The 23898-nt window shown below is 70.7% G+C and carries 21 protein-coding genes and 1 tRNA gene; 8 read left to right on the top strand and 14 right to left on the bottom strand.

Features of this window, described 5'->3' with window-relative positions; all coding sequences use genetic code 11:
* Positions 1 to 32: 32 nt before the first annotated feature.
* From AC07AZ_RS14850 to AC07AZ_RS14840, 3 genes are all read right to left on the bottom strand, one after another.
* A complete protein-coding gene (locus tag AC07AZ_RS14850) occupies positions 33 to 227 on the bottom strand; it encodes a DUF397 domain-containing protein (protein WP_478847540.1) in 195 nt (64 codons plus the stop codon).
* 11 nt (positions 228 to 238) lie between these two features.
* Positions 239 to 403, bottom strand: coding sequence for a hypothetical protein (locus AC07AZ_RS14845; RefSeq protein WP_478847538.1), 165 nt, complete (start codon positions 401 to 403; stop codon positions 239 to 241).
* Positions 404 to 518: 115 nt separating this feature from the next.
* Positions 519 to 1952, bottom strand: a complete 1434-nt coding sequence (locus AC07AZ_RS14840; RefSeq protein WP_478847536.1) for a GH1 family beta-glucosidase — start codon at positions 1950 to 1952, stop codon at positions 519 to 521.
* A gap of 637 nt (positions 1953 to 2589) precedes the next feature.
* On the opposite strand from AC07AZ_RS14840, the gene AC07AZ_RS14835 reads away from it, so the two are divergent.
* From AC07AZ_RS14835 to AC07AZ_RS14815, 5 genes are all read left to right on the top strand, one after another.
* Entirely contained in the window at positions 2590 to 3912 is a 1323-nt protein-coding gene (locus AC07AZ_RS14835) for an ABC transporter substrate-binding protein (protein ID WP_478847534.1), read from the top strand.
* A 375-nt stretch (positions 3913 to 4287) separates the two neighbouring features.
* Positions 4288 to 5280, top strand: a complete 993-nt coding sequence (locus tag AC07AZ_RS14830; protein WP_478847532.1) for a carbohydrate ABC transporter permease — start codon at positions 4288 to 4290, stop codon at positions 5278 to 5280.
* A 14-nt stretch (positions 5281 to 5294) separates the two neighbouring features.
* Complete coding sequence (locus tag AC07AZ_RS14825) at positions 5295 to 6215, top strand: carbohydrate ABC transporter permease (RefSeq protein WP_478847530.1); 921 nt, start codon at positions 5295 to 5297, stop codon at positions 6213 to 6215.
* A 184-nt stretch (positions 6216 to 6399) separates the two neighbouring features.
* Entirely contained in the window at positions 6400 to 7851 is a 1452-nt protein-coding gene (locus tag AC07AZ_RS14820; protein ID WP_478847528.1) for a GH1 family beta-glucosidase, read from the top strand.
* A 231-nt stretch (positions 7852 to 8082) separates the two neighbouring features.
* Complete coding sequence (locus AC07AZ_RS14815) at positions 8083 to 9138, top strand: LacI family DNA-binding transcriptional regulator (RefSeq protein ID WP_478847526.1); 1056 nt, start codon at positions 8083 to 8085, stop codon at positions 9136 to 9138.
* A 107-nt stretch (positions 9139 to 9245) separates the two neighbouring features.
* On the opposite strand, the gene AC07AZ_RS14810 is transcribed toward AC07AZ_RS14815, so the two are convergent.
* From AC07AZ_RS14810 to AC07AZ_RS14795, 4 genes are all read right to left on the bottom strand, one after another.
* Positions 9246 to 9318: transfer RNA gene (locus AC07AZ_RS14810), tRNA-His, on the bottom strand.
* Between the two features lie 114 nt (positions 9319 to 9432).
* A complete protein-coding gene (orn, locus tag AC07AZ_RS14805) occupies positions 9433 to 10035 on the bottom strand; it encodes an oligoribonuclease (protein ID WP_478847524.1) in 603 nt (200 codons plus the stop codon).
* A gap of 119 nt (positions 10036 to 10154) precedes the next feature.
* Entirely contained in the window at positions 10155 to 11417 is a 1263-nt protein-coding gene (locus tag AC07AZ_RS14800) for a helix-turn-helix domain-containing protein (RefSeq protein WP_478847522.1), read from the bottom strand.
* A gap of 378 nt (positions 11418 to 11795) precedes the next feature.
* A complete protein-coding gene (locus AC07AZ_RS14795; RefSeq protein WP_478847520.1) occupies positions 11796 to 12101 on the bottom strand; it encodes a hypothetical protein in 306 nt (101 codons plus the stop codon).
* A gap of 427 nt (positions 12102 to 12528) precedes the next feature.
* Between AC07AZ_RS14795 and AC07AZ_RS14790 the strand changes: the two genes are divergently transcribed.
* Both AC07AZ_RS14790 and AC07AZ_RS14785 read left to right on the top strand, forming a co-directional pair.
* The gene (locus AC07AZ_RS14790) at positions 12529 to 13056 is read left to right on the top strand and encodes a universal stress protein (protein ID WP_478847518.1); all 528 of its coding nucleotides are present in this window, start codon (positions 12529 to 12531) and stop codon (positions 13054 to 13056) included.
* Between the two features lie 151 nt (positions 13057 to 13207).
* Positions 13208 to 13774 (top strand): GPR1/FUN34/YaaH family transporter, encoded by a 567-nt coding sequence (locus tag AC07AZ_RS14785; RefSeq protein ID WP_478847516.1) that lies wholly within the window; start codon positions 13208 to 13210, stop codon positions 13772 to 13774.
* A 97-nt stretch (positions 13775 to 13871) separates the two neighbouring features.
* On the opposite strand, the gene glmS is transcribed toward AC07AZ_RS14785, so the two are convergent.
* Both glmS and AC07AZ_RS14775 read right to left on the bottom strand, forming a co-directional pair.
* The gene (gene glmS / locus AC07AZ_RS14780) at positions 13872 to 15689 is read right to left on the bottom strand and encodes a glutamine--fructose-6-phosphate transaminase (isomerizing) (RefSeq protein WP_478847514.1); all 1818 of its coding nucleotides are present in this window, start codon (positions 15687 to 15689) and stop codon (positions 13872 to 13874) included.
* A 20-nt stretch (positions 15690 to 15709) separates the two neighbouring features.
* Positions 15710 to 15967 (bottom strand): hypothetical protein, encoded by a 258-nt coding sequence (locus tag AC07AZ_RS14775; RefSeq protein ID WP_356036848.1) that lies wholly within the window; start codon positions 15965 to 15967, stop codon positions 15710 to 15712.
* A 186-nt stretch (positions 15968 to 16153) separates the two neighbouring features.
* Between AC07AZ_RS14775 and AC07AZ_RS14770 the strand changes: the two genes are divergently transcribed.
* A complete protein-coding gene (locus tag AC07AZ_RS14770; RefSeq protein ID WP_478847511.1) occupies positions 16154 to 17716 on the top strand; it encodes a purple acid phosphatase family protein in 1563 nt (520 codons plus the stop codon).
* Positions 17717 to 17781: 65 nt separating this feature from the next.
* Here AC07AZ_RS14770 and AC07AZ_RS14765 read toward each other — a convergent pair whose 3' ends face one another.
* The 5 genes from AC07AZ_RS14765 to desA all read right to left on the bottom strand — a co-directional run bounded on the left by AC07AZ_RS14765 (position 17782) and on the right by desA (position 23780).
* Complete coding sequence (locus tag AC07AZ_RS14765; RefSeq protein WP_478847509.1) at positions 17782 to 18657, bottom strand: DUF4429 domain-containing protein; 876 nt, start codon at positions 18655 to 18657, stop codon at positions 17782 to 17784.
* Positions 18658 to 18750: 93 nt separating this feature from the next.
* The gene (locus AC07AZ_RS14760; protein WP_478847507.1) at positions 18751 to 20520 is read right to left on the bottom strand and encodes an IucA/IucC family protein; all 1770 of its coding nucleotides are present in this window, start codon (positions 20518 to 20520) and stop codon (positions 18751 to 18753) included.
* Positions 20517 to 21071 carry a GNAT family N-acetyltransferase gene (locus AC07AZ_RS14755; RefSeq protein ID WP_478847505.1) on the bottom strand — a complete coding sequence of 185 codons (555 nt, stop codon included), beginning with the start codon at positions 21069 to 21071 and terminating at the stop codon, positions 20517 to 20519. Before AC07AZ_RS14755 ends, AC07AZ_RS14760 begins: the two co-directional genes overlap by 4 nt.
* Complete coding sequence (locus AC07AZ_RS14750) at positions 21068 to 22351, bottom strand: lysine N(6)-hydroxylase/L-ornithine N(5)-oxygenase family protein (protein WP_478847503.1); 1284 nt, start codon at positions 22349 to 22351, stop codon at positions 21068 to 21070. Before AC07AZ_RS14750 ends, AC07AZ_RS14755 begins: the two co-directional genes overlap by 4 nt.
* Positions 22335 to 23780, bottom strand: coding sequence for a lysine decarboxylase DesA (gene desA, locus AC07AZ_RS14745; RefSeq protein WP_478847501.1), 1446 nt, complete (start codon positions 23778 to 23780; stop codon positions 22335 to 22337). The genes AC07AZ_RS14750 and desA overlap by 17 nt, the downstream gene beginning before the upstream one ends.
* Positions 23781 to 23898: the final 118 nt, after the last annotated feature.

Genomic DNA, 23898 nt, shown 5'->3' with positions numbered 1-23898 from the left:
GGTGGCCCCGCTGGTCGACCCGGTGCCCGCGGTCAGCGACCGAGGTCGCCCGTCTTCACGGCGCGGAGGAGCCGCGCAAGGACGCGGGGGGTGACCGTGGTGACCTCGTGGGGGCGGTCGCTCTCGCGGAGGTGGATGTGGCTGGGGCTGGACGACATCGCCAGTTCGACGCACTCGCCCTCGCCGCCGGTGCTGAACGACGACTTCTGCCAGGCGGGGCACCGCATGGCGGGTCCTTTCAGAGGGCGTACGTCACATGCTGGACGAGACTCAGCGAGTCGCGGGTCTCGTGCGACTCCGGTGCCGCCTCCGGGTCGACCGGCGCCGGCGCCGGCTCCGAGAGCCGCTCGCACACCTTCGCGTACTCGTCCAGCTGGTCTCCATCCCGGACGGGGCGGGGCAAGGCCACCTGGTTCGAGCTGTCGTACGACGGCGGGAACCACCGTGAATGACGGCGCGGGGCGCGGCTCGCCCCCACGACGTGCCGCGCCCCCTTCCCCGTCCCCCGGGTCGGTTGGTCAGGTGATCAGGTCGTTCTCCAGGGGCGGAAGCGAGCCCGTTCGGGCCGCCCGGCCGTACCAGTGGGCGCTGGACTTCGGGGTGCGGGCCAGCGTCGCGTAGTCGACGTACACCGCGCCGAAGCGCTTCTCGTAGCCGTAGGCCCACTCGAAGTTGTCCAGCAGGGACCACAGGTAGTAGCCGCGGACGTCCGCGCCGTCGGCGATGGCCCGGCGGACCGCGGACAGGTGGCCGTGCAGGTAGGCGATGCGCTCCGGGTCGTGGACGCGGCCGTCCGGGTCGGGCTTGTCGTCGTAGGCCGCGCCGTTCTCCGTGATGTAGAGGGGCAGGCCCGGGGCCTCGCGGGTGTAGCGCGTGATCAGTTCGTGCAGTCCCGCCGGGTCGATGGTCCAGCCCATCTCGGTGCGCTCGCCCGGCGTCTGGTGGAAGGCCACGTCGTCCGCGCCGGGCCACGGCGTGTGCGGGCCGCCTCCGTGGCCGTCGGCACGGGGTCCGCCGGCCGCGGAGCCGGACGCCGACACCAGCGTGGGCGTGTAGTAGTTGAGGCCCAGCGCGTCCAGTGGCTGGTTGATCGCCACCAGGTCGCCGTCCTGCACGTACGACCAGTCGGTGACGGACTCCGTCGCCGCGAACAGCGTCTCGGGGTACGCGCCGTGCAGCATCGGGCCGTGGAACACGCCGTTGGCCAGGTCGTCGACCTTGCGAGCCGCGGCCAGATCGGCCGGGTCCTGCGAAAGGGGCCTGACCACCGAGGAGTTGAGGCTGACCGCGACGGAGTTGCGGGCCGGCATGGCCGAGCGCAGGGCGGTCGTACCGAGGCCGTGCGCGAGGTTGAGGTGATGGGCGGCCTGCAGCGAGGCCGCCGGGTCGGTGCGGCCGGGCGCGTGCACACCGGAGCCGTAGCCCAGGAAGGCGCTGCACCAGGGCTCGTTGAGGGTGATCCACTGGTCCACCCGGTCGCCGAGCGCCGCGCCGACGAGCTGCGCGTACTCGGCGAAGCGGTACGCGGTGTCCCGCTCGGGCCAGCCGCCCGCGTCCTCCAGCTCCTGCGGCAGGTCCCAGTGGTAGAGGGTGACGGCCGGCTTGATGCCGTGCGCGAGCAGCTCGTCCACCAGGCGGCGGTAGAAGTCCAGGCCCACCTGGACGGCCGGGCCGCGGCCGGTGGGCTGCACCCGGGACCAGGAGACCGAGAAGCGGTACGCGGACAGGCCGAGGTCCGCCATCATCGCCACGTCGTCGCGGTAGCGGTGGTAGTGGTCGACGGCGATGTCCCCGGTGTCACCGCCGGCGGTCCTGCCCGGCGTGTGACTGAAGGTGTCCCAGATGGAGGGGGTGCGGCCGTCCTCGCGCACCGCGCCCTCGATCTGGTACGCGGAGGTCGCGGCACCCCAGAGGAAGGCGGGAGGAAAGGCCGCGGTCGTCAGGTCGGGCATGGAGTCGCTCCCGTGGTCGGGTGAGCGCCCATTATGCATGGGAGCGCTCCCACGGCAAAAGGGGGAGGCGCGGTCGAAAAGGTCCGGTCCTTCGCCGTGCCGCCCGCCGGCGGCACCCCGTTCCGGTGCGCCAGGGGCTGATCGTTCACCTTCCGGCGGCCCGGTCGGACCCGCCCCGTTCCGGCCCGGGAAAAGCCGGACGAGGCCGCCGGCGATCGGCGCGGTCCCCTCCCGCCGAGCGCGGACCCGGCGATGACCTGCGTGATTCCGGCGAGGGGCGGGTCGATGTCCGGGCCGGTGGCACATTGCGATGCGACACATTCGCGTGACGTGCAGAACACGCTTAGGCAACAACGCCGTTTTCAAGTCTTGACACCCGGCCCGGCAGGAAGGAGTCTTCCGGCATGCCGCGTGGGAGCGGTCCCACGGACTGTCGAGGGCCTCTCTTCCGTGGGCCGAACCACCAACAGTCCTTCCCTCCGTCGCACATGGCGCCATCGTTGACCAGCGCTTTTCCACCGCACCCCGCGTGCTGTGGGCTGGCCACCGCTCGAATCGAGAGGGCAGGTCGGGAGCGTCGAACCCCGGCGGTCCGATTCCTGAGATCCCGTTCCCCACTGGAACAAGGAGTAGTGGAATGCGCATCACCCGTACCCGCGGCGGTCGCGGCCGCAAAGCAGCGGCCCTGACCACCACGGTCCTGACGGCCTCGGCGTTGCTGCTGACCGGCTGCAGCGACGACGGCGGCGACTCGGACGCCTCGGACTCCAACGGGAACATCACTCTCAAGGTGGCCGACTTCGGGCAGTTCGGCTACAAGGAAGCCGGCCTGTTCGCCAAGTACCACACCCTTCACCCGAACATCACGGTGAAGGAGGAGACCACCGCCAACGAGCAGGACTACTACCCGAAGCTTCTTCAGCAGCTGAACACGGGCAGCGGTCTGGCGGACGTGACCGGCGTCGAGGTCGGCCGCATCAAGGAGGTCACCGACACCCAGGCGGCCAAGTTCGCCGACCTCAGCAAGACGATCAACGTGGGCGACTGGGTCTCCTGGAAGGAGAAGCAGGCCACCGCGAAGGACGGCACGGTCATAGGCGCCGGTACCGACATCGGCCCGATGTCCCTGTGCTACCGCAAGGACCTCTTCGAGAAGGCGGGCCTGCCGACCGACCGCGAGGCCGTCGCCGACGCGGTGAAGGGCGGCTGGGAGGACTACCTCAAGCTCGGTGAGAAGTACAAGAGGAAGGCGCCGTCCGGCACCTACTTCATGGACTCCGCGAGCGCCATGTACAACGCGGTCGTCAGCTCCTCCCCGAAGCAGTACTACGACGCCGACGGCAAGGCCGTCTACAAGGACAGCCCGTCCGTGCAGCAGGGCTGGAACCTGGCCGCCGAGGCCGCGTCGAAGAAGCTGACCCAGGGTCTGCCGCAGTTCACCGACCCGTGGACGGCGGCGCTGCGCAAGGGCACCGTGGCCACCGTGGCCTGCCCCGCCTGGATGGCCGCCCAGATCTCCACCAACTCCGGTGACGCCTACAAGGGCAAGTGGGACATCAGCCGTGCGCCCGGCACCACCGCGGCCAACTGGGGTGGCTCCTTCCTGGCCGTGCCCAAGAGCGGCAAGCACGTCAAGGAGGCCACCGAGCTGGTCAAGTGGCTGACCGCCCCCGAGCAGCAGGCCGCCGTGTTCAAGGCGATCGGTGTCTTCCCGTCCAACAAGGGCGCCTACGAGCTCGCCGACGTCAAGGACGCGAAGCTCCCCTACTTCAGCGACGCCCCGATCGGCCAGATCTACGCCGACGAGGCCAAGGCCATCCCCGAGACCGTGCTCGGCCCGAAGGACGCCACGATCAAGGACACGATCTCCACGCAGATCAACAACATGGAGAAGCGCGGCACCAAGCCCGCTGACGCGTGGAAGGCCGCGACCGAGACGATCGACAAGGTGATCGGCTGACACCCGCCGGTGCGGGCGGCCCCACGGGCTGCCCGCACCGCGCTGCGGCGCGCGGGGCCGTGCGGCGGCTTCCGCGCCGCCGGCGCGGGGGGCCCGCGCGCCGGGCCGGTCGTCCGAGGCCGGTTGGTTCCGCGACATCCGGCAGACACTGACCGGACGTCGCGGCCGTGTGTCGTCCGGGGGCGGTGACCGGAGTCCGAGGACGTGGCGCGAGCCGCGCGACGGGCTCCGGGCGAGCAGGAGGTGCCACGTCACCGCCGGGACGCGGGCCGCTCGCCACCGTACCGATCCGCGCAGGCGGCGGGACCGGCGCCCGGCCCGTCAACTCGCCTCCCGCCCCTACCCGGCCCAGCTCTCCAGGGAAGGACTCCCTCCGTGGCAACCACAACCCCCACACGGGGTGCCCACACCCCGCCACCCGGCGGCTCCGGCGCCACGTCGAACGGACCCAGCGCGTGGCGTACGCGACTGTGGCGCTTCGACGACAAGGCGTCGCCGTACGCGTACATCGCCCCCTTCTTCCTCATCTTCGGCGCCTTCGGGCTCTACCCGCTGCTGTACACGGGCTGGATAGCCCTGCACCGGGTGGAGATGACGGGCCTCGACCAGTCCGAGTGGGTCGGCTGGGACAACTTCGCCAGGATCCTCCAGGACTCCGAGTTCTGGACGGCCGTCACGAACACCTTCGTGATCGGCGTCATCTCCACCGTCCCGCAGCTGCTCGTGGCGCTGGGCCTCGCCCACCTGCTCAACTACAAGCTGCGCGCCAGCACGTTCTGGCGGACGGTGATCCTCACCCCGTACGCCACCTCGGTGGCGACCGCGGCCCTGGTCTTCGCCCTGGTCTTCCGGGCCGACGGCGGCCTGCTCAACTGGGTGCTCCACTTCGTCGGCATCGGCAACACCGACTGGGGCGACGGCGAGTGGACGTCCAAGATCGCCATCTCCGTCATCGTGATCTGGCGCTGGACCGGCTACAACGCCCTGATCTACCTGGCGGCCATGCAGGCCGTGCCCACCGACCTGTACGAAGCGGCGTCGATCGACGGTGCGACGCGCTGGCAGCAGTTCCGTAAGGTGACCATCCCCTCGCTGCGACCGACGATCCTGTTCACCATCGTCATCTCGACGATCGGGTCCATGCAGCTGTTCGGTGAGCCGCTGCTGCTGCAGGGCGGCACGATCGGCGCCGTCGGAGGCAGCGAGCACCAGTACGAGACCCTCAGCATCTATCTCTTCAACTACGGCTGGAAGCTGGGACATCTGGGTCCGGCGGCGGCCGTGGCCTGGGCCATGCTCGTCCTGCTGCTGCTCATCGCCCTGATCAACTGGATCGTCGGCCGGTTCGTGCGCAAGAGCGCGGCCTGACGGGAGCGATTTCGATGACCACGACCAGTCCCACCAGCACCGTGCCGGACCTCGACCCGGCACCGCTTCCCGCCTCCCCCGACAAGAGCGGCAGCCGTTTCAAGCTCGGCGCCGGCCAGCACCTCAAGGGCGGACCGTTCACCTACGCCGCACTGATCGTCGTCGGCCTGGGCTCGATCTTCCCGCTGTACTGGACGCTGGTGGCCGCCTCCCACGACCAGCAGCGGGTCCTCGACAGCCCGCCGCCGTTCCTGCCGGGCGGCCGGCTGTGGAGCAACCTCCAAGCGGCCTGGGACCAGGCCCACTTGGGCAAGGCCATCGTGAACAGCTTCATCGTGGCCGGCTGCATCACCGCGGCCACCCTGTTCTTCTGCACCCTCGCCGGTTACGCCTTCGCCAAGATGCGCTTCCGCGGCCGTGGCGCCCTGATGACCGCGGTCATCGCCACCCTGACGATTCCACCGCAGCTCAGCGTCGTCCCGCTGTTCATGATGATGTCGGACATCGGGTGGGGCGGAAAGCTGGAGTCGGTGATCTTCCCGACCCTGGTCGGCGCCTTCGGCGTCTTCTTCATGCGCCAGTACCTGATGGAGGCCCTGCCCTACGAGCTCATCGAGGCGGCCAAGGTGGACGGGGCGACCAACATCCGCATCGTCTGGAACGTGGTCCTGCCCGCGGCCCGGCCCGCGATGATGGTCCTCGGCATGCTCACGTTCGTGCAGGCGTGGAACGACTTCTTCTGGCCCTTCCTCGCCCTGAACCAGGAGAACCCGACCCTCCAGGTGGCGCTCGGCCAGCTCAGCGCCTCCTACACCCCCGACCAGAGCATCGTCATGGCCGGGGCGCTGATCAGCACCCTGCCGCTGCTGCTGGTCTTCGTGCTCTTCGGCAAGCAGATCGTCGGCGGCATCATGGCGGGCGCCGTCAAGGGCTGATCCCGAGGCCAGTCGCCGGGGTGCCGGTCCCGACACCCCGGCACCCCCCGATCGCCGCTCCGTACGGCCCGCCCCGCACGCGGGCCGTACCCGGCCGGGCGCCCAGAGCCGTGCCCCGTCCGCTTCCCCCCATCGCCGGATCACCGTCCGGCCCTTCCACACGCCACTTGGGAGCGTCCTCTCCATGACTGCCGTACGAACCGAGACCAAGGCCAAGCCGGCCGCAGACACGTCCTTCCCGTCGGGCTTCCTCTGGGGTGCCGCCACCGCCTCGTACCAGGTGGAGGGCGCCGCCGCGGAGGACGGCCGCACCCCGTCCATCTGGGACACCTTCAGCCACACCCCCGGCAAGGTCCGCAACGGCGACACCGGTGACATCGCCGCCGACCACTACCACCGCTACCGCGACGACGTGGCGCTGATGAAGGACCTCGGCCTGGGCGCGTACCGCTTCTCGATCTCCTGGTCGCGGGTCCAGCCCACCGGCCGCGGTCCTGCCGTGGAGCGCGGCCTCGACTTCTACCGCCGGCTCACCGACGAGCTCCTGGAGGCGGGCGTCACCCCGGTCGCCACCCTCTACCACTGGGACCTGCCGCAGGAGCTGGAGGACGCCGGCGGCTGGCCGCAGCGCGACACCGCGCACCGCTTCGCCGACTACGCGGAGATCATGGGCCGGGCTCTCGGGGACCGCGTCGGACTGTGGACCACCCTCAACGAGCCCTGGTGCAGCGCCTTCCTGGGCTACGGCTCCGGTGTGCACGCCCCCGGCCGCACCGACCCGGCGGCCACGCTGCGCGCCGCCCACCACCTCAACCTGGCCCACGGCCTGGGGGTCGGAGCGCTGCGCACGAACCTCCCGGCGTCCGCGCGGACCTCGATCACCCTCAACCTGCACCAGGTGCGCCCGCTCACCGACAGCCCCGAGGACGCCGACGCCGCCCGCCGGATCGACGCGGTCGGCAACCGGATCTTCACCGGCCCCGTCCTGGACGGCGTCTACCCCGAGGACCTGATCGCCGACACCTCGCACATCGTCGACTGGGCGGAGCTGGTGCACGACGGCGACCTGGAGGAGATCTCCCGCCCCATCGACGTACTGGGCGTCAACTACTACGCCCCGACGGTGGTTTCGGCCGGCGACGGCACCGGTACCAAGAACGACGGCCACGGTGCGAGCGACCACTCCCCGTGGACCGGCTCCGAGCACGTCGGCTTCCACCTCGCCAACGACCAGCTCACCGCGATGAACTGGGCCATCGACCCCAGCGGCCTGCACACCCTGCTGACCGACCTGGCGGCGTCGCACCCGCAACTGCCGCTGATGGTCACCGAGAACGGCGCCGCCTTCGACGACTACGTCTCTCCCGAGGGCCTGGTGAACGACCCGCAGCGGATCGCCTACCTGCACTCCCACCTGGACGCCGTCCGACGGGCCGTGGCCGACGGAGCCGACGTGCGCGGCTACTTCCTGTGGTCCCTGCTGGACAACTTCGAGTGGTCCTACGGCTATTCGAAGCGCTTCGGCGCGGTCTACGTCGACTACGCCACCCAGCGCCGTATCCCCAAGGCGAGCGCCCACTGGTACGCCGAGGTGATCCGCGGGAACGCGCTGCCGGCCGCCGCCGGACAGGAGTGAGCCCCGGGCCGACGGGAGCCCGAGTGCGCACCCCGGCCGATCCCCGCACGGCGCCCCGGGGCGCCCTCGCGTGAGCGCGGCGGGCGGTGCGCCGGGCGGTGCGGCCCGGCCGCGTCTTCCTGCGGCCCGGGGAGAGAAACCCCCGGTCGGCGAGGGAGGATGGGCCGGGGAGGGCCGGGCCTGCGACTGTTACATTCCTGGCCTGAATGCTGCGAACGGAAGGCGGCGACCATGGCGGTCAGCAGTGGGCGGAGCCGGGGCGGCCGCCGGCCGACCCTGGAGGAGGTCGCCGCTCGTGCCGGAGTCGGTCGCGGCACGGTCTCCCGGGTGATCAACGGCTCACCCCGGGTCAGCGACGCGACCCGCGCGGCCGTCGAGGCGGCGGTCGCCGAACTCGGCTACGTCCCGAACACGGCCGCCCGCGCCCTGGCCGCCAACCGCACCGACGCCATCGCCCTCGTCGTCCCCGAGCCGGAGACCCGCTTCTTCGCGGAGCCGTACTTCTCGGACATGCTGAAGGGCGTCGGGGCCGAGCTGTCGGACACCGAGATGCAGCTCCTGCTGATCTTCGCGGGCAGCGACAAGGAGCGCCGCCGGCTCGCCCAGTACCTGGCCGCGCACCGGGTGGACGGCGTCCTGCTGGTGTCCGTGCACGCCGACGACCCGCTGCCCGACCTGCTCGCCCAGCTGGAGATCCCCGCCGTGATCAGCGGCCCGAGGTCGGCGCGCGAGTCGCTGGCGTCGGTGGACTCCGACAACTACGGTGGCGGCCGCTCCGCCGTCGAGCACCTGCTGACGCGCGGTCGCCGCGAGATCGCCCACATCACCGGACGCCTCGACGTGTACGGTGCCCAGCGCCGCGTCGACGGCTACCGCGAGGCGCTGCGCGACGCGGGCCACGCGGCGGACGAACAGCTCATCGAGCCGGGGGACTTCACCGAGGAGGGCGGTCGCCGCGCGATGACCGCGCTGCTCGGGCGGCGCCCCGGCCTCGACGCGGTGTTCGCCGGTTCGGACGTCATGGCGGCCGGTGCCCGGCAGGTCCTGCGCGAGCAGGGCCGCCGCATCCCCGACGACGTGGCGCTCGTCGGGTACGACGACTCGGCCATAGCGCGCCACATGGATCCGCCGCTCACCAGCGTCCGCCAGCCCATCGAGGAGATGGGCCGCAGGATGATCGACCTGCTGCTGTCGGAGATCGCGGACAGCAGCCCGTCGGTGCCCCGGGGCCTGGAGCGGCGGCAGGTGGTGCTGGCGACGAAGCTGGTGGAGCGGGCGTCGTCGTGACCAGGGGCGCGGGGGTGACGGGGGAACGGGGGCCCGTGCATCGCGGGCGCTCCCACAACGCAGTCAGCCGGTGACCTTCTTCCGAAGGTCACCGGCTGACTACTCAGGGTGAGTGACGGGACTCGAACCCGCGGCATCCTGGACCACAACCAGGTGCTCTACCAGCTGAGCTACACCCACCATGACCGGCGGTTCATCGCGTGGTTTCCCCGACCGGCTGAGAAAAAGTGTACAGGGTCCGAAGGGGTGCTCGCGCCCGGCTTTCCGGGCGCCCTCCGGGCCCGCGCGCGGCCGCTACCGCGTGGGCAGGACGTGCTTCGAGGCGATCGTGCGGGCGGTCTCCGAGTCGGGTCCGGGCTGCGGCACGAACACGGCCTCCCGGTAGTAGCGGAGTTCCACGATGGAGTCGCGGATGTCGGCGAGAGCCCGGTGATTGCCGTTCTTCTCGGGGCTGTTGAAGTAGGCGCGGGGGTACCAGCGGCGGGCCAGCTCCTTGACCGACGAGACGTCCACGATCCGGTAGTGCAGGTAGCTCTCCAGCGTCGGCATGTCGCGGAACAGGAAACCCCGGTCCGTGCTCACGGAGTTGCCGCACAGGGGGGCCTTGCCCGGCTCCTTGACGTGCTCCCGGATGTAGGAGAGGACCTGCTCCTCGGCCTCGGCCAGGGTCGTGCCGCCCGCAAGCTCGTCGAGCAGTCCCGAGGAGGTGTGCATCTGGCGCACCACCTCCGGCATCGTCTCCAGCGCCGGGTCCGGCGGACGGATGACGATGTCCACCCCCTCGCCGAGCACGTTCAGCTCGGAGTCGGTGACAAGGGCGGCCACTTCGATGAGCGCGTCGTCGGACAGCGAGAGGCCGGTCATCTCGCAGTCGATCCACACCATGCGATCGTTCATGTGTCTCACCTTAAGGCTCGTTGCCGTGCGCTGAGCCGACCGTGCCGTGACCTCGGTCCCGGCAGCCGAACGCCGGACGGGCCGGTTCACCCGGCCCGTCCGGCGTCAGCCGGTCACCGTCACGTACCGCTGCGCTGCCCCGGGACGCTCGCCCTGCTCGGCACGTACGCGTCGCGCCCGTTGTCCGGGCCCGTCGACATCGAGGCCGAGGGTCCCACCGAGCTCGCCGCCGCGGTTCGGCGGGTCTGCAGCGGAAGCGGGCCGCCCTCCTGGTGCAGGGCCGCCGGCACGCCGGACGAGCCCACCGCGGACGGCATGCCGGACGGGTGCGGGAGGCTCTCGTCGGCCGTGGGCCGCTCGGCCTGCGGCCTGCGGGCCCGGTACGCGGCCCGGTAGGCGGCCGGGGAGGAGCCCAGCTGGCGGCGGAAGTGACCGCGCAGCGCCACCGGCGAGCGGAACCCGCACCGGCCCGCGACCTCGTCCACCGAGTAGTCCGACGTCTCCAGGAGGCGCTGCGCCTGCAGGACGCGCTGAGTGATCAGCCACTGCAGGGGTGCGCTTCCGGTCAGCGAGCGGAACCGGCGGTCGAAGGTGCGCCGGCTCATGTACGCCCGCGCCGCCAGGGTCTCCACGTCGAACTGCTCGTGGAGGTGCTCCAGCGCCCAGGCGACGACCTCCGCGAGGGGGTCGGCGCCGATCTCCTCGGGTAAAGACCTGTCGAGGTAGCGCTCCTGACCGCCGCTGCGGCGCGGCGGGACCACCAGGCGGCGGGCCAGGGCCCCGGCCGCCTCGTTGCCGTGGTCCGTGCGCACGATGTGCAGGCACAGGTCGATCCCGGCGGCCGTACCCGCCGACGTCAGCACGTCGCCGTCGTCGACGAACAGCTCGCGCGGATCGACGTGCACCGACGGATAGCGTTTCGCCAGCGTCGGTGCGTACATCCAGTGGGTGGTCGCGGGACGGCCGTCCAGCAGGCCCGCCGCCGCGAGGACGAACGCCCCGGTGCACAGCCCGACGATGCGGGCACCCTCCTCGTGCGCTCGGCGCAGTGCGTCGAGCGCCTCCTCCGGTGGCGGGGAGGTGATCGAACGCCACGCGGGCACGACGACGGTGCCCGCCCGCGAGATCGCCTCCAGGCCATGTGGTGCGGTGAGTTCCAGGCCCCCTGTGGTCCGCAGTGGGCCTTCCTCGCCGCCGCACACCAGTAGTCGGTAGCGGGGCACGCCGGCGTCCTGGCGGTCGATCCCGAACACCGACAGTGGTATGGAACTCTCGAAGATGGGGCCGCCGCTGAACAGCAGCACCGCGACGATCTCCTTGCGGCGTCGCCCGGAAAGCTTCCGGGCCGCGGCTTCCGGCGCGGCAGTGGAGTCGTGGCTCATACTGCTAAGCCCCCCTCGGTGGTCGCGGCTCCTCGGTTGTGTCGCTCCTGCACGTTTCCCCTCGGTCCTGCACGAGTCCCCCGCCGTAAGACAGTCAAGATCGAATCTACTGTGTCGCGTGGTGCCGGCGTGACAACTTCAGCACTCGGCACATTGTCGACATGGCAACTTGGCGTGAAGCATTCGATCACGAAGCGTTGCACTCACGGGCCGTGCAGGGAAGTGCGCCTTGTCGCAGTGGCCAATCCCCATAGGGTGCGCGGGGTCCCCGAAGGGCTTTTCTCGCAGGTCGCACCAGGGATGAGGGGGAGTGGGGGGAGGGAATGCGCCGAACCCGGAAGTTGGCTGAAAAGAAGCGGCCGCGTGCGCGGAAACCGGTCAGGCGACCGGTGTATTGCCCCCGGAGTGACGCCCACCCCGGTGACCCCCCGTGCCACCCCGCTGATGACGCCCGCTCCGGGATGCTTCCTCCTCCTCGCGCAGGCGGGCCGCGCCGCGCTCGGACTGGCGCAGGAGGATACGGCAGACGGCGGTGACCGCGGCCAGCCCGAAGGCGGTGCCGGCGGCGCCGGCCAGGGAGGTGCCGTACCAGACCAGGACCACCGGAACCAGGACACAGCTGAAGGCCGCCCAGCGGACCAGGTCCGTCGCGGTGTCCTGGGAGGGCGTTCGGGGTCCCGGCATGCAGTGCTCCCTCTGGTGCGGCTCGGCAGGTTCAACGCGGGCGCGCCGGGTCGGTCACTGGGTGTCACCCGCTTCCCCCGACCCTCGTCCGCCGTACGGGCCGCCGGACGTCCGCGGGCGGTGTCCCGGGCCGCTCGGGACCGGCCTCCGGCCCGCTCCGCGCCGCCTCCGGCCGGGACGCGGGCCCCTCCGGAAGCCGTGACGGCAGGTGAATGCCGTGCAAACCGCCTGTACGCCGCAGCAACCATTGCGTTACGGGCGCCCCCTCGTGCATGCTCCGGGGAACCCCCGCGGAGCATGCGCGGGAACTGGGCTAAGGAGGCGTGCCGCCGTACCCTTGGGGGTATGGGGTTGGGAAGATGATTCCCGGACACAGCTCCTCCGCACACTGTCGTCCCTCCCACGAGGATCTAACGCCGAGACACTCATGGCCGGTCACGAATTCTTCGAACCCGCGGACCGCAAGCGGCCGGTAGCCGATCAGACGGCGTCCGAGCCCCTGGCGGCGAAAGAGCCACGCCATTCCTGCGACCCCGCCTTCAAGCACGGCGTCGTGGTCGGCTTCGACGGCTCCACCTCCAGCGAGCGAGCCCTCGCCTACGCCATCGGCATGGCCCATCGTTCGGGGTCCGGCCTGATCATCGTGCATGTCGCCAACCGGCTCCCCACCACCGTGTGGGCGGGCTGCGAACCGCCGGTCTTCGTCGACGTGCCGGACCACCGGACCGAGGTCCTCGGCCTCGAACTCGCCTGCGCGGAGTACCTCGCAGAAGTGCCGTGGATCCTCGTCGAGCGCGGCGGGGACATCTGCCACGAACTGGAGGAGGTCGGGCGGGAGTACGAGGCGGACGCCATCGTCGTCGGCTCCACGCACGGTCTCGTGGGCCGGCTCTTCGGATCGGTCGCCGGGCGACTCGCCAAGCGGGCGCAGCGGCCCGTCGTCGTCATTCCGTAACCAGCGCTTCTCCCAGGTGAGTTGCGCCCTGGGCCCTCCCCGCCGACTGCCGTGCGCCGATTGAAGCTACTCGCGCGTAGAGGTGTTTGTGCCTTTGTGAAGGGCATATATCGCTCACCGCACCACCGCGCACGCAGGAAGGGAGCCCGCCGTGGACAACGACGTCTCCGCGGGAAGCACCACCACTACGATCCTCGGCCGACTCGCCCTGGGAATCACCCTGTTGGCCTTCGGCCTCGGCACCACCGGCGTCCTCGACGGAGTGACGGCGGCTGACGCCGTGTCACTCGCCCACTACGTCGGCGGAGTTGCCCTCTTCGTCGCCGGCCTGTTCGCGTTCCGCGACCGCGACACGGTCAACGGTACGGCCTTCTCGGCGCTCGGCGCCCTCTGGTTCACCTGGGCCGTCTCGGCCGGCGGCCAGGTCTCCGACAACGCGGCGGGGCTGTTCCTGCTGCTCTTCGCCCTCGTGACGCTCTCCCTCACCCTGGCCGGTGGCGACCAACTCGGCCAGGGCACCTACGGGTTGTTCTGCGTCTCGCTCCTGCTGCTCGCCGTCGGCCGCTTCGCGGACAACGACGGCCTGGCCAAGGCGGGCGGCTGGGTCGCCGTGGCGGCGGGGGTGGTCGCCTGGTACGCGGCGACCGCCGCGCTGGCGCACTGGCCCACCGTCCTTCCGCGACGCGCTGCCGGCCGGGGGGTGACGGCCACCGGTTGAGCTGCGCCGGCCGGAGGGTAGGGCGGCCTCCGGCGGCAGGGCGGGACCCCGTGTGCGGGTGGCGCGTGTGGGGTCCCGCCCTGTTTTGGGAGTGGGGCTATTCGACCGTTACCGACTTCGCCAGGTTTCGGGGCTTGTCAATGTCCCGGCCGAGGGCCAGGGCCGTGTGGTAGGCCAGGAGTTGGAGGGGGATGCCCATGAGGATCGGGTCGAGTTCGTCCTCGTTCTTGGGGACGATGATCGTCTGGTCGGCCTTCTCCTGCTCGCGGTGGGCCACCGCGAGGATCCTGCCGCTGCGGGCCTTGATCTCCTCCAGGGCGGCGCGGTTCTTCTCCAGGAGGTCGTCGTCCGGGACGATGGCGACCGTGGGCAGGGCGGGCTCGATCAGGGCCAGCGGGCCGTGCTTGAGCTCGGAGGCCGGGTAGGCCTCGGCGTGGATGTAGGAGACCTCCTTGAGCTTCAGGGAGGCCTCACGGGCCACCGGGTAGCCCCGGACGCGGCCGATGAAGAGCATGGAGCGGGCCTCGGCGTACTCCTGGGCCAGCTTCTTGATCTCGTCCTCCTGCTCCAGCATCTCGGAGATCTGCGCGGGCAGCCGGCGCAGGCCCTCGATGATCCGCTTGCCGTCGCGGACGGAGAGGTCACGGGTGCGGCCCAGGTGCAGCGCGAGGAGCGCGAAGGCGACCGTGGTGTTGGTGAAGCACTTGGTGGACACCACGCAGACCTCGGGGCCGGCGTGGACGTAGACGCCGCCGTCCGCCTCCCGGGCGATCGCGGAGCCGACCACGTTGACCACGCCCAGCACCCGCGCGCCCTTGCGCTTCAGCTCCTGGACGGCCGCCAGCACGTCGTAGGTCTCACCGGACTGGGAGACGGCGATGTACAGGGTGTCGGGGTCCACGACGGCGTTGCGGTAGCGGAACTCGGAGGCCGGTTCGGCGTCGGCGGGGATGCGGGCCAGCTCCTCGATCATCTGGGCGCCGATCATGCCCGCGTGGTACGAGGTGCCGCAGCCGAGGATCTTCACCCGGCGCACGGCGCGGGCCTCACGGGCGTCCAGGTTGAGGCCGCCGAGGTGCACGGTGGAGAAGCGGTCGTCGATGCGGCCGCGCAGCACGCGGTCCACGGCTTCGGCCTGCTCGTGGATCTCCTTGTGCATGTAGGTGTCGTGGCCGCCCATGTCATAGGACTCGGCCTCCCACTCCACGGTGGTCGGCTCGGACGTGGTCCGGGTGCCCTCCGTGGTGTAGGTGCGGAAGTCGTCGGCCTTGAGGGTGGCCATCTCGCCGTCGTCCAGCGTGACGATCTGCCGGGTGTGGGCGACCAGCGCGGCCACGTCGGAGGCGACGAACATCTCCTTCTCGCCGATGCCCAGCACGACAGGGGAGCCGTTGCGGGCCACCACGATGCGGTCGGGGAAGTCGGCGTGCAGCACGGCGATGCCGTACGTGCCCTCGATGACCCGCAGCGTCTCGCGGACCCGGTCCTCCAGCTTCTCGGCCTGCGCGCGGGCGATGAGGTGGACGAGGACCTCGGTGTCGGTCTCGGAGAGGAACTCGACGCCGTCCGCCTCCAGTTTGCGGCGCAGGTCGGCGGCGTTGTCGATGATGCCGTTGTGGACGACGGCGACCTTGTCGTCTGCCGACATGTGCGGGTGGGCGTTCACGTCGGAGGGGGCGCCGTGGGTGGCCCAGCGGGTGTGGGCGATACCGGTGGTGCCCTTGAAGCGCGCCGGAACCTTGGCCTCCAGGTCGCGGACCCGGCCCTTGGCCTTGACCATCTTCAGACCGGTGGTCTTCGGGGACGTGACGGCGATGCCCGCGGAGTCGTAGCCGCGGTACTCCAGGCGCTGGAGACCCTCCAGCAGGAGGGGTGCCACGTCACGCCTGCCGATGTATCCGACGATTCCGCACATGTATACGTATCCCTCAGTTCTCAGCCGTAGACCAGGCGGCGCAGCTGCCGGAGCGTGAGCTCCGGCGGTGCCACCGCGCGGTATTTCAGGTCCGCCCCGATCCGTTCGAAGATCGCCGCGTTCACCATGCCCTGGGCCTGGAGCTCGCGGTGGCGGCGACGGACGTACTCCTCGGTCGTCTCGTCGAAGTAGGCGAGAACGTCCTGGATCACGCGCAGCGCTTCGCCCCGGCTCAGGGGGGTGGAGCGCGTCAGGTGATCAACGAGTTCGTCGTGCACCCGGTAGATCCTGGGGGACCGCGCACCGTTTCGCAAGAATCCTGCCCGATTTCGGGCAAGCCCCTGTTGAGGGCCCTTGGGAGAACATTGAATCTGTTATGGGCCCCTGTTCGTGAGCCGTCCATCCTGTGTCCGGCGACCCGTCGCCTGAGCAGACGAGTTTCAGACGCCATGGACACTCCTCGCATGGGCGTACCGGAGCAGCTGGCCGAGCGCATGAGCATGGCCGAGCAGCACGAGTACCTGCGCGCCAGATTCTCCCGGCGCACGATGATCAGAGGCGGCGCCGTCACCCTGGGCGCCGTCGCGGGTGGCGCGTTCGTACCGGGCGCCACCGCCCAGGCCGCCGTGCCGACGCGGGCCGCGACGAGCACCGAGCACGTCGACGGCGCCCTCGTCGCCCCCTTCGGGCGCCACCTCGCCTTCGGCGGCGACCCCCGTACCGAGATCACCGTCTCCTGGCAGGTCCCGGTCGCGGTGAAGAAGCCCTTCATCCGGATAGGCGCCCACCCCTGGGACCTCTCCCGCAGGATCGAGGCCGAGGCGCGCACCCTGTACACCCCGGCCGGTGTCGGCGCCAGCGGCGACCACACGCAGTACTACCTGCACGCCGAGCTCACGCACCTCAAGCCCGGCAAGACCTACTACTACGGTGTCGGCCACGCCGGCTTCGACCCGGCCGCCCCGCACCTGCTGGGCACCCTCGGCACCTTCACCACCGCCCCCGCGCACAAGAAGCCCTTCACCTTCACCGCCTTCGGCGACGAGGGCGTCGGCTACCACGGCCTCGCCAACAACAGCCTCCTGCTGGGCCAGAACCCGGCCTTCCACCTGCACGCCGGCGACATCGCCTACGCCGACCCGGCCGGCCAGGGCAAGAGTGCCGACACCGGCTTCGACTCCCGGGTGTGGGACCAGTTCCTCGCGCAGACCGAGTCCGTCGCCAAGTCCGTCCCGTGGATGCCGGCCTACGGCAACCACGACATGGAGGCCTGGTACTCGCCCAACGGCTACGGCGGCGAGGACGCCCGCTGGAACCTGCCCGGCAACGGCCCCGACAAGAAGAACCTGCCGGGCGTGTACTCCTTCGTCTACGGCAACACGGCGGTCATCTCGCTGGACGCCAACGACATCTCCTTCGAGATCCCGGCGAACCTCGGCATCTCCGGCGGCACCCAGACCAGGTGGCTGGAGGCGCAGCTGAAGAAGTTCCGCGCCTCGAAGGACGTCGACTTCGTCGTCGTCTTCTTCCACCACTGCGCCTACTGCACCTCCACCGCGCACGCCTCGGAGGGGGGCGTCCGCCAGGAGTGGGTGCCGCTGTTCGAGAAGTACACGGTGGACCTGGTCATCAACGGCCACAACCACCAGTACGAGCGCACCGACGTCATCAAGGCGGGCGCGGTCACCAAGAAGCTCCCGATCGGCGGCACGGCGTACCCGGAGACGGAGGGCGTGGTGTACGTGACGGCGGGCGCGGCCGGCCGCAGCCTCTACGCGTTCACCGCCCCCCTGTCCTACGAGGGCCACGAGAACGAGGTCGAGTCGGTGGCCTCGTTCGTCAACGCCAAGGACGGCAAGCAGAACGAGACGGTCACCTGGTCGCGCGTGCGTTACCTCGACTACTCGTTCCTGCGCGTCGACGTCACCCCCGCGGCCAAGGGCCGGCACGCCACCCTGACGGTGCGCGGCATCGCCGAGTCCGGTGAGCAGGTCGACCACTTCACGGTGGCCCGCAGGGCCAAGTGACACCGCTCCCGCGCCCCGGCGGCCCGGGGCGCGGGAGCGACAGGCGGTCCCCGGGCGGGTGAGGACTACATCCGCTTGAGGACCGCCTGTTTGGCCTGCGTGAACTCCGCCTCGGTCAGGACACCCGAGCGGTGCAGTTCGCCGAGCTCGCGCAGCCGCCGCAGCAGCGCGTCATGGCCGTCCTCCCCGGCGGGCGGCAGCTGCCTCGGCACCCGGGGTCCGGTCCCGCACGGGCGGGCGGCGGCCGGATGGGGGAGGCGGGCCTGTACGGCCGCGGCGACCAGCGCCATCAGCGGGTCCTTCCTGAAGCCCCACAGCTCCACGGCGTTGGGGTCGTACTTCGGCGGGGCCGTGCTGGGGGCGTGGCGGACGCTGAAGCGGAGATGCCCGTTCTCCAGGCCGGCCGCCGGGTGCCACTCCACGGCGGTGATCTCGGGCAGCGTGAGGACGCGCGGGCCGGCGGCGGCCTTGGTGTCCTCCGTCTTCCAGTTCCACTCCAGCCGGACCCGCTCGCCGTCGAAGCGCGCGCTGCCGTCCCCCGCGGAGGCGGCCACGGGGACGGCGGGGCCCGGCAGCAGATACGCGTCGACCGGGTCGGCCGGCACCCGGTCCAGGAGCAGCGCCTCGCGGACCTCCTCGACGAGGTACTCGGCGACGCCGTACCGGTCGGACCGGACGCTCAGCTGGTAGGGGTCGTCGGGTTCGGTGAGCCGCCCGCCGGTGGCGCGCAGCAGCGGGTCGGCGCCGTCGCGCAGCCGCAGTCTCATCCGGCCGGACCGCTTGCCCTGTTCGAAGGAGATGCCGGCCAACGCGCCCAGCGGAACGACGAGTTCACCCAGGGCCCGGCGGAAGAGGCTGACGTCCCGGTCGCGTCCCGGTGTCAGCCGCAGGGCGTCGGCGTCGAAGGCCCAGATGCCGTCCTTCTGGATGATTTCCGCCATGCGTGGATTGTCCCACCCCGGTCTCCTCCCGCAGGGCCGCCGGGCACCCCGCGGGACCGTACCGCGGGGTGAACGGCCGTCCCCGCCTGCCGGTCACCGGCCGGCGAGGGGGTTCCGCAGGGTGCCGGCCAGCTGGAGCGCGCCGGAGGGGTCCGCGAGGTCCACCATCTGCCGGTTGTCGCGCAGCTGGAGCCGGTTGAGGCAGGACAGGGCGAACTCGGGGGCGAACAGGTCGTACCGCCGGAACCGGTCGGCGAGTTCGGGCGCCGAGCGCTGGTAGTCGCGGGTGACCTCGGCGACGGTGTCCCAGAAGCCGTCCTCCTCCAGGATCCCCTCGGCGGCGAGGTTCGCGGCCAGGAAGCGGAAGAAGCAGTCGAAGACGTCCGTGAACACCGACAGGAGTCTCATGTCCTCCGGCACCTCGACCCGGATGCGCCGCACCTGCGGCGGCAGCACCGCGTCCGGGTCCATGACCGCGATCTCCTCGGCGATGTCCTTGTAGACCGCGCGCCGCACCGCGCCGTCCGCCAGGACGAGGATCACGTTCTCGCCGTGCGGCATGTAGACCAGGTCGTAGGCGTAGAAGCTGTGCAGCAGCGGGGTGAAGTACGCCCGCAGATAGCCGCGCAGCCACTCCTTCGGGGTGAGTCCGGACCGCTCGATCAGCGCGCCCGCGAAGGACGTGCCCTCGTGGTCCACGTGCAGCAGGGAGGCCATCGTCGCCAGGGACTCGCCGTCCGCCAGGGAGGGGACGGGGCTCTCGCGCCACAGCGCCGCGAGCATCTTCCGGTACGGCGAGTAGCGGTCCGTGGCCGCCTCGTACTCCAGGTGCCGGTAGCCGACCGCGGCCCGCTCGCGGATGATCGTCAGGCCCGTCGACCTCAGCACCGGGTCGTTCGCGATGAGCTGCGCCAGCCAGTCGTTGATCGCGGGGGTGGCCTCCATGTAGGCGGCGGACAGCCCCCGCATGAACCCCATGTTGAGGACGGACAGGGCCGTCTTCACGTAGTGCCTGCCTGGGTGGGAGGTGTTGAAGAAGGTCCGGATGGACTGCTGGGCCAGGTACTCGTCGTCGCCCTCCCCGAGGCACACGAGGTGGCCGCGCGCGACCTCGGCTGCGAAGGTCACGGTCAGCTTGTTCCACCACTGCCAGGGGTGGACGGGGATGAGGAGGTAGTCGTCGGGGTCGAGGCCCCGGTCGCGGAGGGTGGCGGTGAAGCGGTCCAGGGTCGCGTCCCCGAGTTCCTCCCGCACGAAGGACTCGTACTCGATGCCCACCCCGGCCGTGAACGCGGCCCGGGAGCGGTGCGCGGCCAGCCACACCAGCCGGACCGGGCTCGCGGTCTCGGGGGCGTACGACAGGTAGTCGTGCATGCCGAAGCCGAGCCGGCCGTTGTTGGCGACGAAGCAGGGGTGGCCCTCGGTCATCCCCGTCTCGATCGCCTGGAAGCCGCCGCCCGCCAGCTCGGCGGACCGGATCCGCGGTTTGGTGAGCTTGTAGCAGGTGCCGGACAGGGTGGAGGAGATCTCCTCCAGGTAGACCGGCAGGATCTCGTCGCTCAGACCGAGCGACTTCCGCAGCTCGACGAAGAAGTCCAGTGCCTCCAGGGGCAGTTCGGACCCGTCACGGTGGCGGGTGATCGAGTCGGCGTCCACCTGCCAGTGGTCGAGGGCGCGGCGGACGGCGGTGAAGCGGTAGCGGGTCAGGCCGTCGTCGCCGCGCACGAGGTATCCGTCGCCGTCCGGCTCGGGCGTGATCAGCCGCTCGTGGGCGAACTCGGCGAGCGCCTTGCGGATCAGCAGGCGGTTGGCCCGCGCCCAGCGTTCGGGGGAGAGGTGGGACACGGCGTCGGCGAGGCTCATGCGGACACCCCGGTCACCGCGGTGAACCGCTCGCGGGTGCAGAAACTGAGCAGGGCCCGCTTCTCCGGCTTGCGGATCACCCGCTCGGGCAGGAACCCGACGGCCTCGTTCAGCGCGTGCACCGCCTTGTTGTCCACGTCGGGTTCGACGACGACGCGGGCGGTGGCGGGGTCCGCGAAGAGGTGCGTCATGACGGCGGTGATGACGGCCCGGGTGAAGCCGTGCACCGGTGTGTCGGTCGGCGCGACCAGGAAGTGCATGCCGACGTCGCCAGGTTCGGGCGGGTACAGGCCGACGAGTTCCCGGTGGGCCGGGTCGTACCGCTCCATCAGGAAGGCGGGGACGCCGTCGTGCAGGCCGAGGTACGCGTCGTGGTGCTCGTCGGCGGCGATCTCCGTGTAGGCCCGCTCGACGTCCTCCAGCCCGGCGTCGCCCATCATCCAGAAGGCCGACTTGGGGTGGGTGACCCAGCCGTGCAGCAGTGCGGCGTCCTTCAGCGGGTCGAGCGGGCGGACGGAGAGGGCACCGATCTCGGTGGCGGGGGTGGTCATACCGCGAACTCCTGGAAGGCGATCGTCTTCTCGACCGGGTAGGGGTCGGTGCCGAGCAGCTCACGGATGATGTAGCTGTTGCGGTACGCGCCCATGCCCAGGTCGGGGGACGTGATGCTGTGCGTGTGGACTCCGGCGTTCTGCAGGAAGACCCCTCGGCCGGTGACGTCGACGGCGTAGTTGCGGGCGAGGTCGAAGTTGCCGTGGGAGTCGTAGCGCAGCCGGTGGCGCACGGGCTTGAGGAACTCGGGCTCGGCGTACCTGTAGCCGGTGGCCAGGATCAGGCCCTCGGAGCGCAGTTCGTAGTCCTTGCCCTGTTCCTCCTGGCGCAGACCGAGGGTGTACGTCCCGTCCGCGTGGGCGGCCGAGGTCAGCGCGGAGTTGGTGAGCAGCCGGGTGGGGACCGGGCCGGCGAGGTTCTTCTGGTAGAGCAGGTCGAAGATCTCGTTGATCAGGTCGCCGTCGATGCCCTTGAACAGGCCCTTGTGTTCCTCGGTGAGGCGGTAGCGGGTCTGCTCCGGCAGCGCGTGGTAGTAGTCGACGTACTCCGGGGAGGTCATCTCCAGCGTGAGCTTGGTGTACTCCAGCGGGAAGAAGCGCGGGGAGCGGGTGACCCAGTTCAGCCGGTAGCCGTGGACGTCGATCTCGCTGAGCAGGTCGTGGTAGATCTCGGCGGCGGACTGGCCGCTGCCGACCAGCGTGATCGACTCCTTCGCCTGGAGCTCCGCCTTGTGCTGGAGGTAGCGGGAGTTGTGGATGAAGTCGCCGCCGAGCCCCTGGCAGGCGTCGGGGATGTGGGGCGGGGTGCCGGTGCCGAGGACCAGGTGCCGGGCACGGTAGGTGTCACCGGCCTCGGTGCGCACGGCGTACAGCTCGGCCCCTTCGTCGTACGTCACCTCGGTGACCGTGGTGCCGAAGCGGACGCTGTCCAGCTGGTTCGCGGCCCACCGGCAGTAGTCGTCGTACTCGACGCGCAGCGGGTAGAAGTTCTCCCGGATGTAGAACGAGTACAGCCGGCCGCGCTCCTTCAGGTAGTTGAGGAAGGAGTACGGCGAGGTCGGGTCGGCGAGGGTGACCAGGTCCGACAGGAACGGGGTCTGGAGGTGGGCGCCGTCCAGGAACATGCCCGCGTGCCACTCGAAGTCGGGCTTCGACTCCAGGAAGACCCCGTCGAGTCCGGCGATGGGCTCGGTCAGGCAGGCCAGGCCGAGGTTGAAGGGCCCGAGCCCGATGCCCACGAAGTCGTGGGTGTGCGTGCGGGGTTCAGGATGCGCGGTCAAGGGACTCTCCCAGGTACTGCTCGGCGTGGCCGGCGATCAGGTCGAGGACGGCGGTGATGTCGGCCGTCGTGGTCTCGGGGTTCAGCAGGGTGAACTTCAGGTGGTGGCGGCCGCCCACCCTGGTGCCCGCGACCACCGCGTCGCCGGAGGCGGCAAGGGCCTTGCGGGCGTGCAGGTTGGCGCGGTCGATCTCGGCCGGGTCGGTGACGGTGGCCGGGACGTACCGGAAGACCAGGGTGGACAGGCTGGGCTCGACGACGACGTCGAAGCGCGGGTCGGCGGCCAGCAGTTCCCAGCCCGCCCGGGCCAGGTCGCAGACCTCGTCGAAGAGTTCGCCGATGCCGTCGGCGCCCATCACCCGCAGGGTCATCCACAGCTTGAGCGCGTCGAAGCGGCGGGTGGTCTGCAGGGACTTGTCGACCTGGTTGGGGATGCGCTCCTCCACCATGCGGCGCGGGTTGAGGTACTCCGCGTGATAGGTGGCGTGCCGCAGGGTCGAGCCGTCGCGGACCAGCACGGCGGACGAACTCACCGGCTGGAAGAAGGACTTGTGGTAGTCGACGGTGACGGAGTCGGCGCGCTCGATGCCGTCGATGCGGCCGCGGTACCTGCGCGACGCGAGCAGCCCGCAGCCGTAGGCCGCGTCGACGTGCAGCCAGGCGCCGTGGCGGGAGCACAGTTCGGCGATCTCCGGCAGCGGGTCGATGGAGCCGAAGTCGGTGGTGCCGGCCGTGGCGACCACGGCCATGGGGATCAGGCCCTCCCGCTCACAGCGCTCCAGTTCGCGGGCGAGTGCCACGGTCTGCATGCGCTTGTCGTGGTCGACGGGGATCGACACGACCGCGTCCGGGCCCAGGCCCAGCAGTTTCGCTGACTTCTGCACGCTGAAGTGGCTGACCTCGGAGGCGAAGACGCGCAGCGGGGCGAGTGATCCGTCGGACTTCGCCTCCTCGCGGGCCAGCAGCAGCGCCTGGAGGTTGGACTGGGTGCCGCCGGAGGTGAACACGCCGTCGGCGGCCGGGCCGAGGCCGATACGCGCGGTCGTCCAGTCGATCAGCCTGCGCTCGATGAGGGTGCCGCCGGCCGACTGGTCCCAGGTGTCGAGGGAGGAGTTGACGGCCGACAGGACCGCCTCGCCGAGCAGGGCCGGGATGACGACCGGGCAGTTGAGGTGGGCCAGGTAGCGGGGGTGGTGGAAGTAGACCGCGTCCCGCAGGTAGACCTCCTCCAGCTCGTCCAGGGCGGCCGTGGTGTCGAGCAGGGGCCGGTCGAGGTCGATCCGGTCGATGCGGGGGGAGAGGGCGTCGACCGTGACGCCGGTGAACGGTCGTTCGGTGGTGGCGAGTTTGGCCGCCACCCGCTCCACGCCTTCCGTCACGGAGCGGCGGTACTGCTCCGTGGTCGTGTCATTGAGCAGGTGCGAGCGCATCTGGGGGTCCTCCGGTGGGGACGGTCCGTGCGGGACGGGAAGAGCGGAATTCCGACTCCAACTTAGGTAAGCCTAACCTAATTAGTTGACCGGGAAACTCCGCCCTTCCGTGACCGGC

The organism is Streptomyces sp. NPDC043878 (assembly GCF_056435735.1).
This window is presented reverse-complemented; position numbering and strand designations above follow the sequence as displayed.

Excerpts from the sequence above, each read along its gene's own strand:
- AC07AZ_RS14800 (WP_478847522.1), bottom strand. The coding sequence starts at position 11,417 with ATGAGCCACGACTCCACTGCCGCGCCGGAAGCCGCGGCCCGGAAGCTT.
- AC07AZ_RS14770 (WP_478847511.1), top strand. The coding sequence starts at position 16,154 with ATGGGCGTACCGGAGCAGCTGGCCGAGCGCATGAGCATGGCCGAGCAG.
- AC07AZ_RS14760 (WP_478847507.1), bottom strand. The coding sequence starts at position 20,520 with ATGAGCCTCGCCGACGCCGTGTCCCACCTCTCCCCCGAACGCTGGGCG.
- AC07AZ_RS14790 (WP_478847518.1), top strand. The coding sequence starts at position 12,529 with ATGGCCGGTCACGAATTCTTCGAACCCGCGGACCGCAAGCGGCCGGTA.
- AC07AZ_RS14825 (WP_478847530.1), top strand. The coding sequence starts at position 5,295 with ATGACCACGACCAGTCCCACCAGCACCGTGCCGGACCTCGACCCGGCA.
- desA (WP_478847501.1), bottom strand. The coding sequence starts at position 23,780 with ATGCGCTCGCACCTGCTCAATGACACGACCACGGAGCAGTACCGCCGC.
- AC07AZ_RS14795 (WP_478847520.1), bottom strand. The coding sequence starts at position 12,101 with ATGCCGGGACCCCGAACGCCCTCCCAGGACACCGCGACGGACCTGGTC.
- glmS (WP_478847514.1), bottom strand. The coding sequence starts at position 15,689 with ATGTGCGGAATCGTCGGATACATCGGCAGGCGTGACGTGGCACCCCTC.
- AC07AZ_RS14765 (WP_478847509.1), bottom strand. The coding sequence starts at position 18,657 with ATGGCGGAAATCATCCAGAAGGACGGCATCTGGGCCTTCGACGCCGAC.
- AC07AZ_RS14835 (WP_478847534.1), top strand. The coding sequence starts at position 2,590 with ATGCGCATCACCCGTACCCGCGGCGGTCGCGGCCGCAAAGCAGCGGCC.
- AC07AZ_RS14840 (WP_478847536.1), bottom strand. The coding sequence starts at position 1,952 with ATGCCCGACCTGACGACCGCGGCCTTTCCTCCCGCCTTCCTCTGGGGT.
- AC07AZ_RS14755 (WP_478847505.1), bottom strand. The coding sequence starts at position 21,071 with ATGACCACCCCCGCCACCGAGATCGGTGCCCTCTCCGTCCGCCCGCTC.
- orn (WP_478847524.1), bottom strand. The coding sequence starts at position 10,035 with ATGAACGATCGCATGGTGTGGATCGACTGCGAGATGACCGGCCTCTCG.
- AC07AZ_RS14850 (WP_478847540.1), bottom strand. The coding sequence starts at position 227 with ATGCGGTGCCCCGCCTGGCAGAAGTCGTCGTTCAGCACCGGCGGCGAG.
- AC07AZ_RS14815 (WP_478847526.1), top strand. The coding sequence starts at position 8,083 with ATGGCGGTCAGCAGTGGGCGGAGCCGGGGCGGCCGCCGGCCGACCCTG.
- AC07AZ_RS14820 (WP_478847528.1), top strand. The coding sequence starts at position 6,400 with ATGACTGCCGTACGAACCGAGACCAAGGCCAAGCCGGCCGCAGACACG.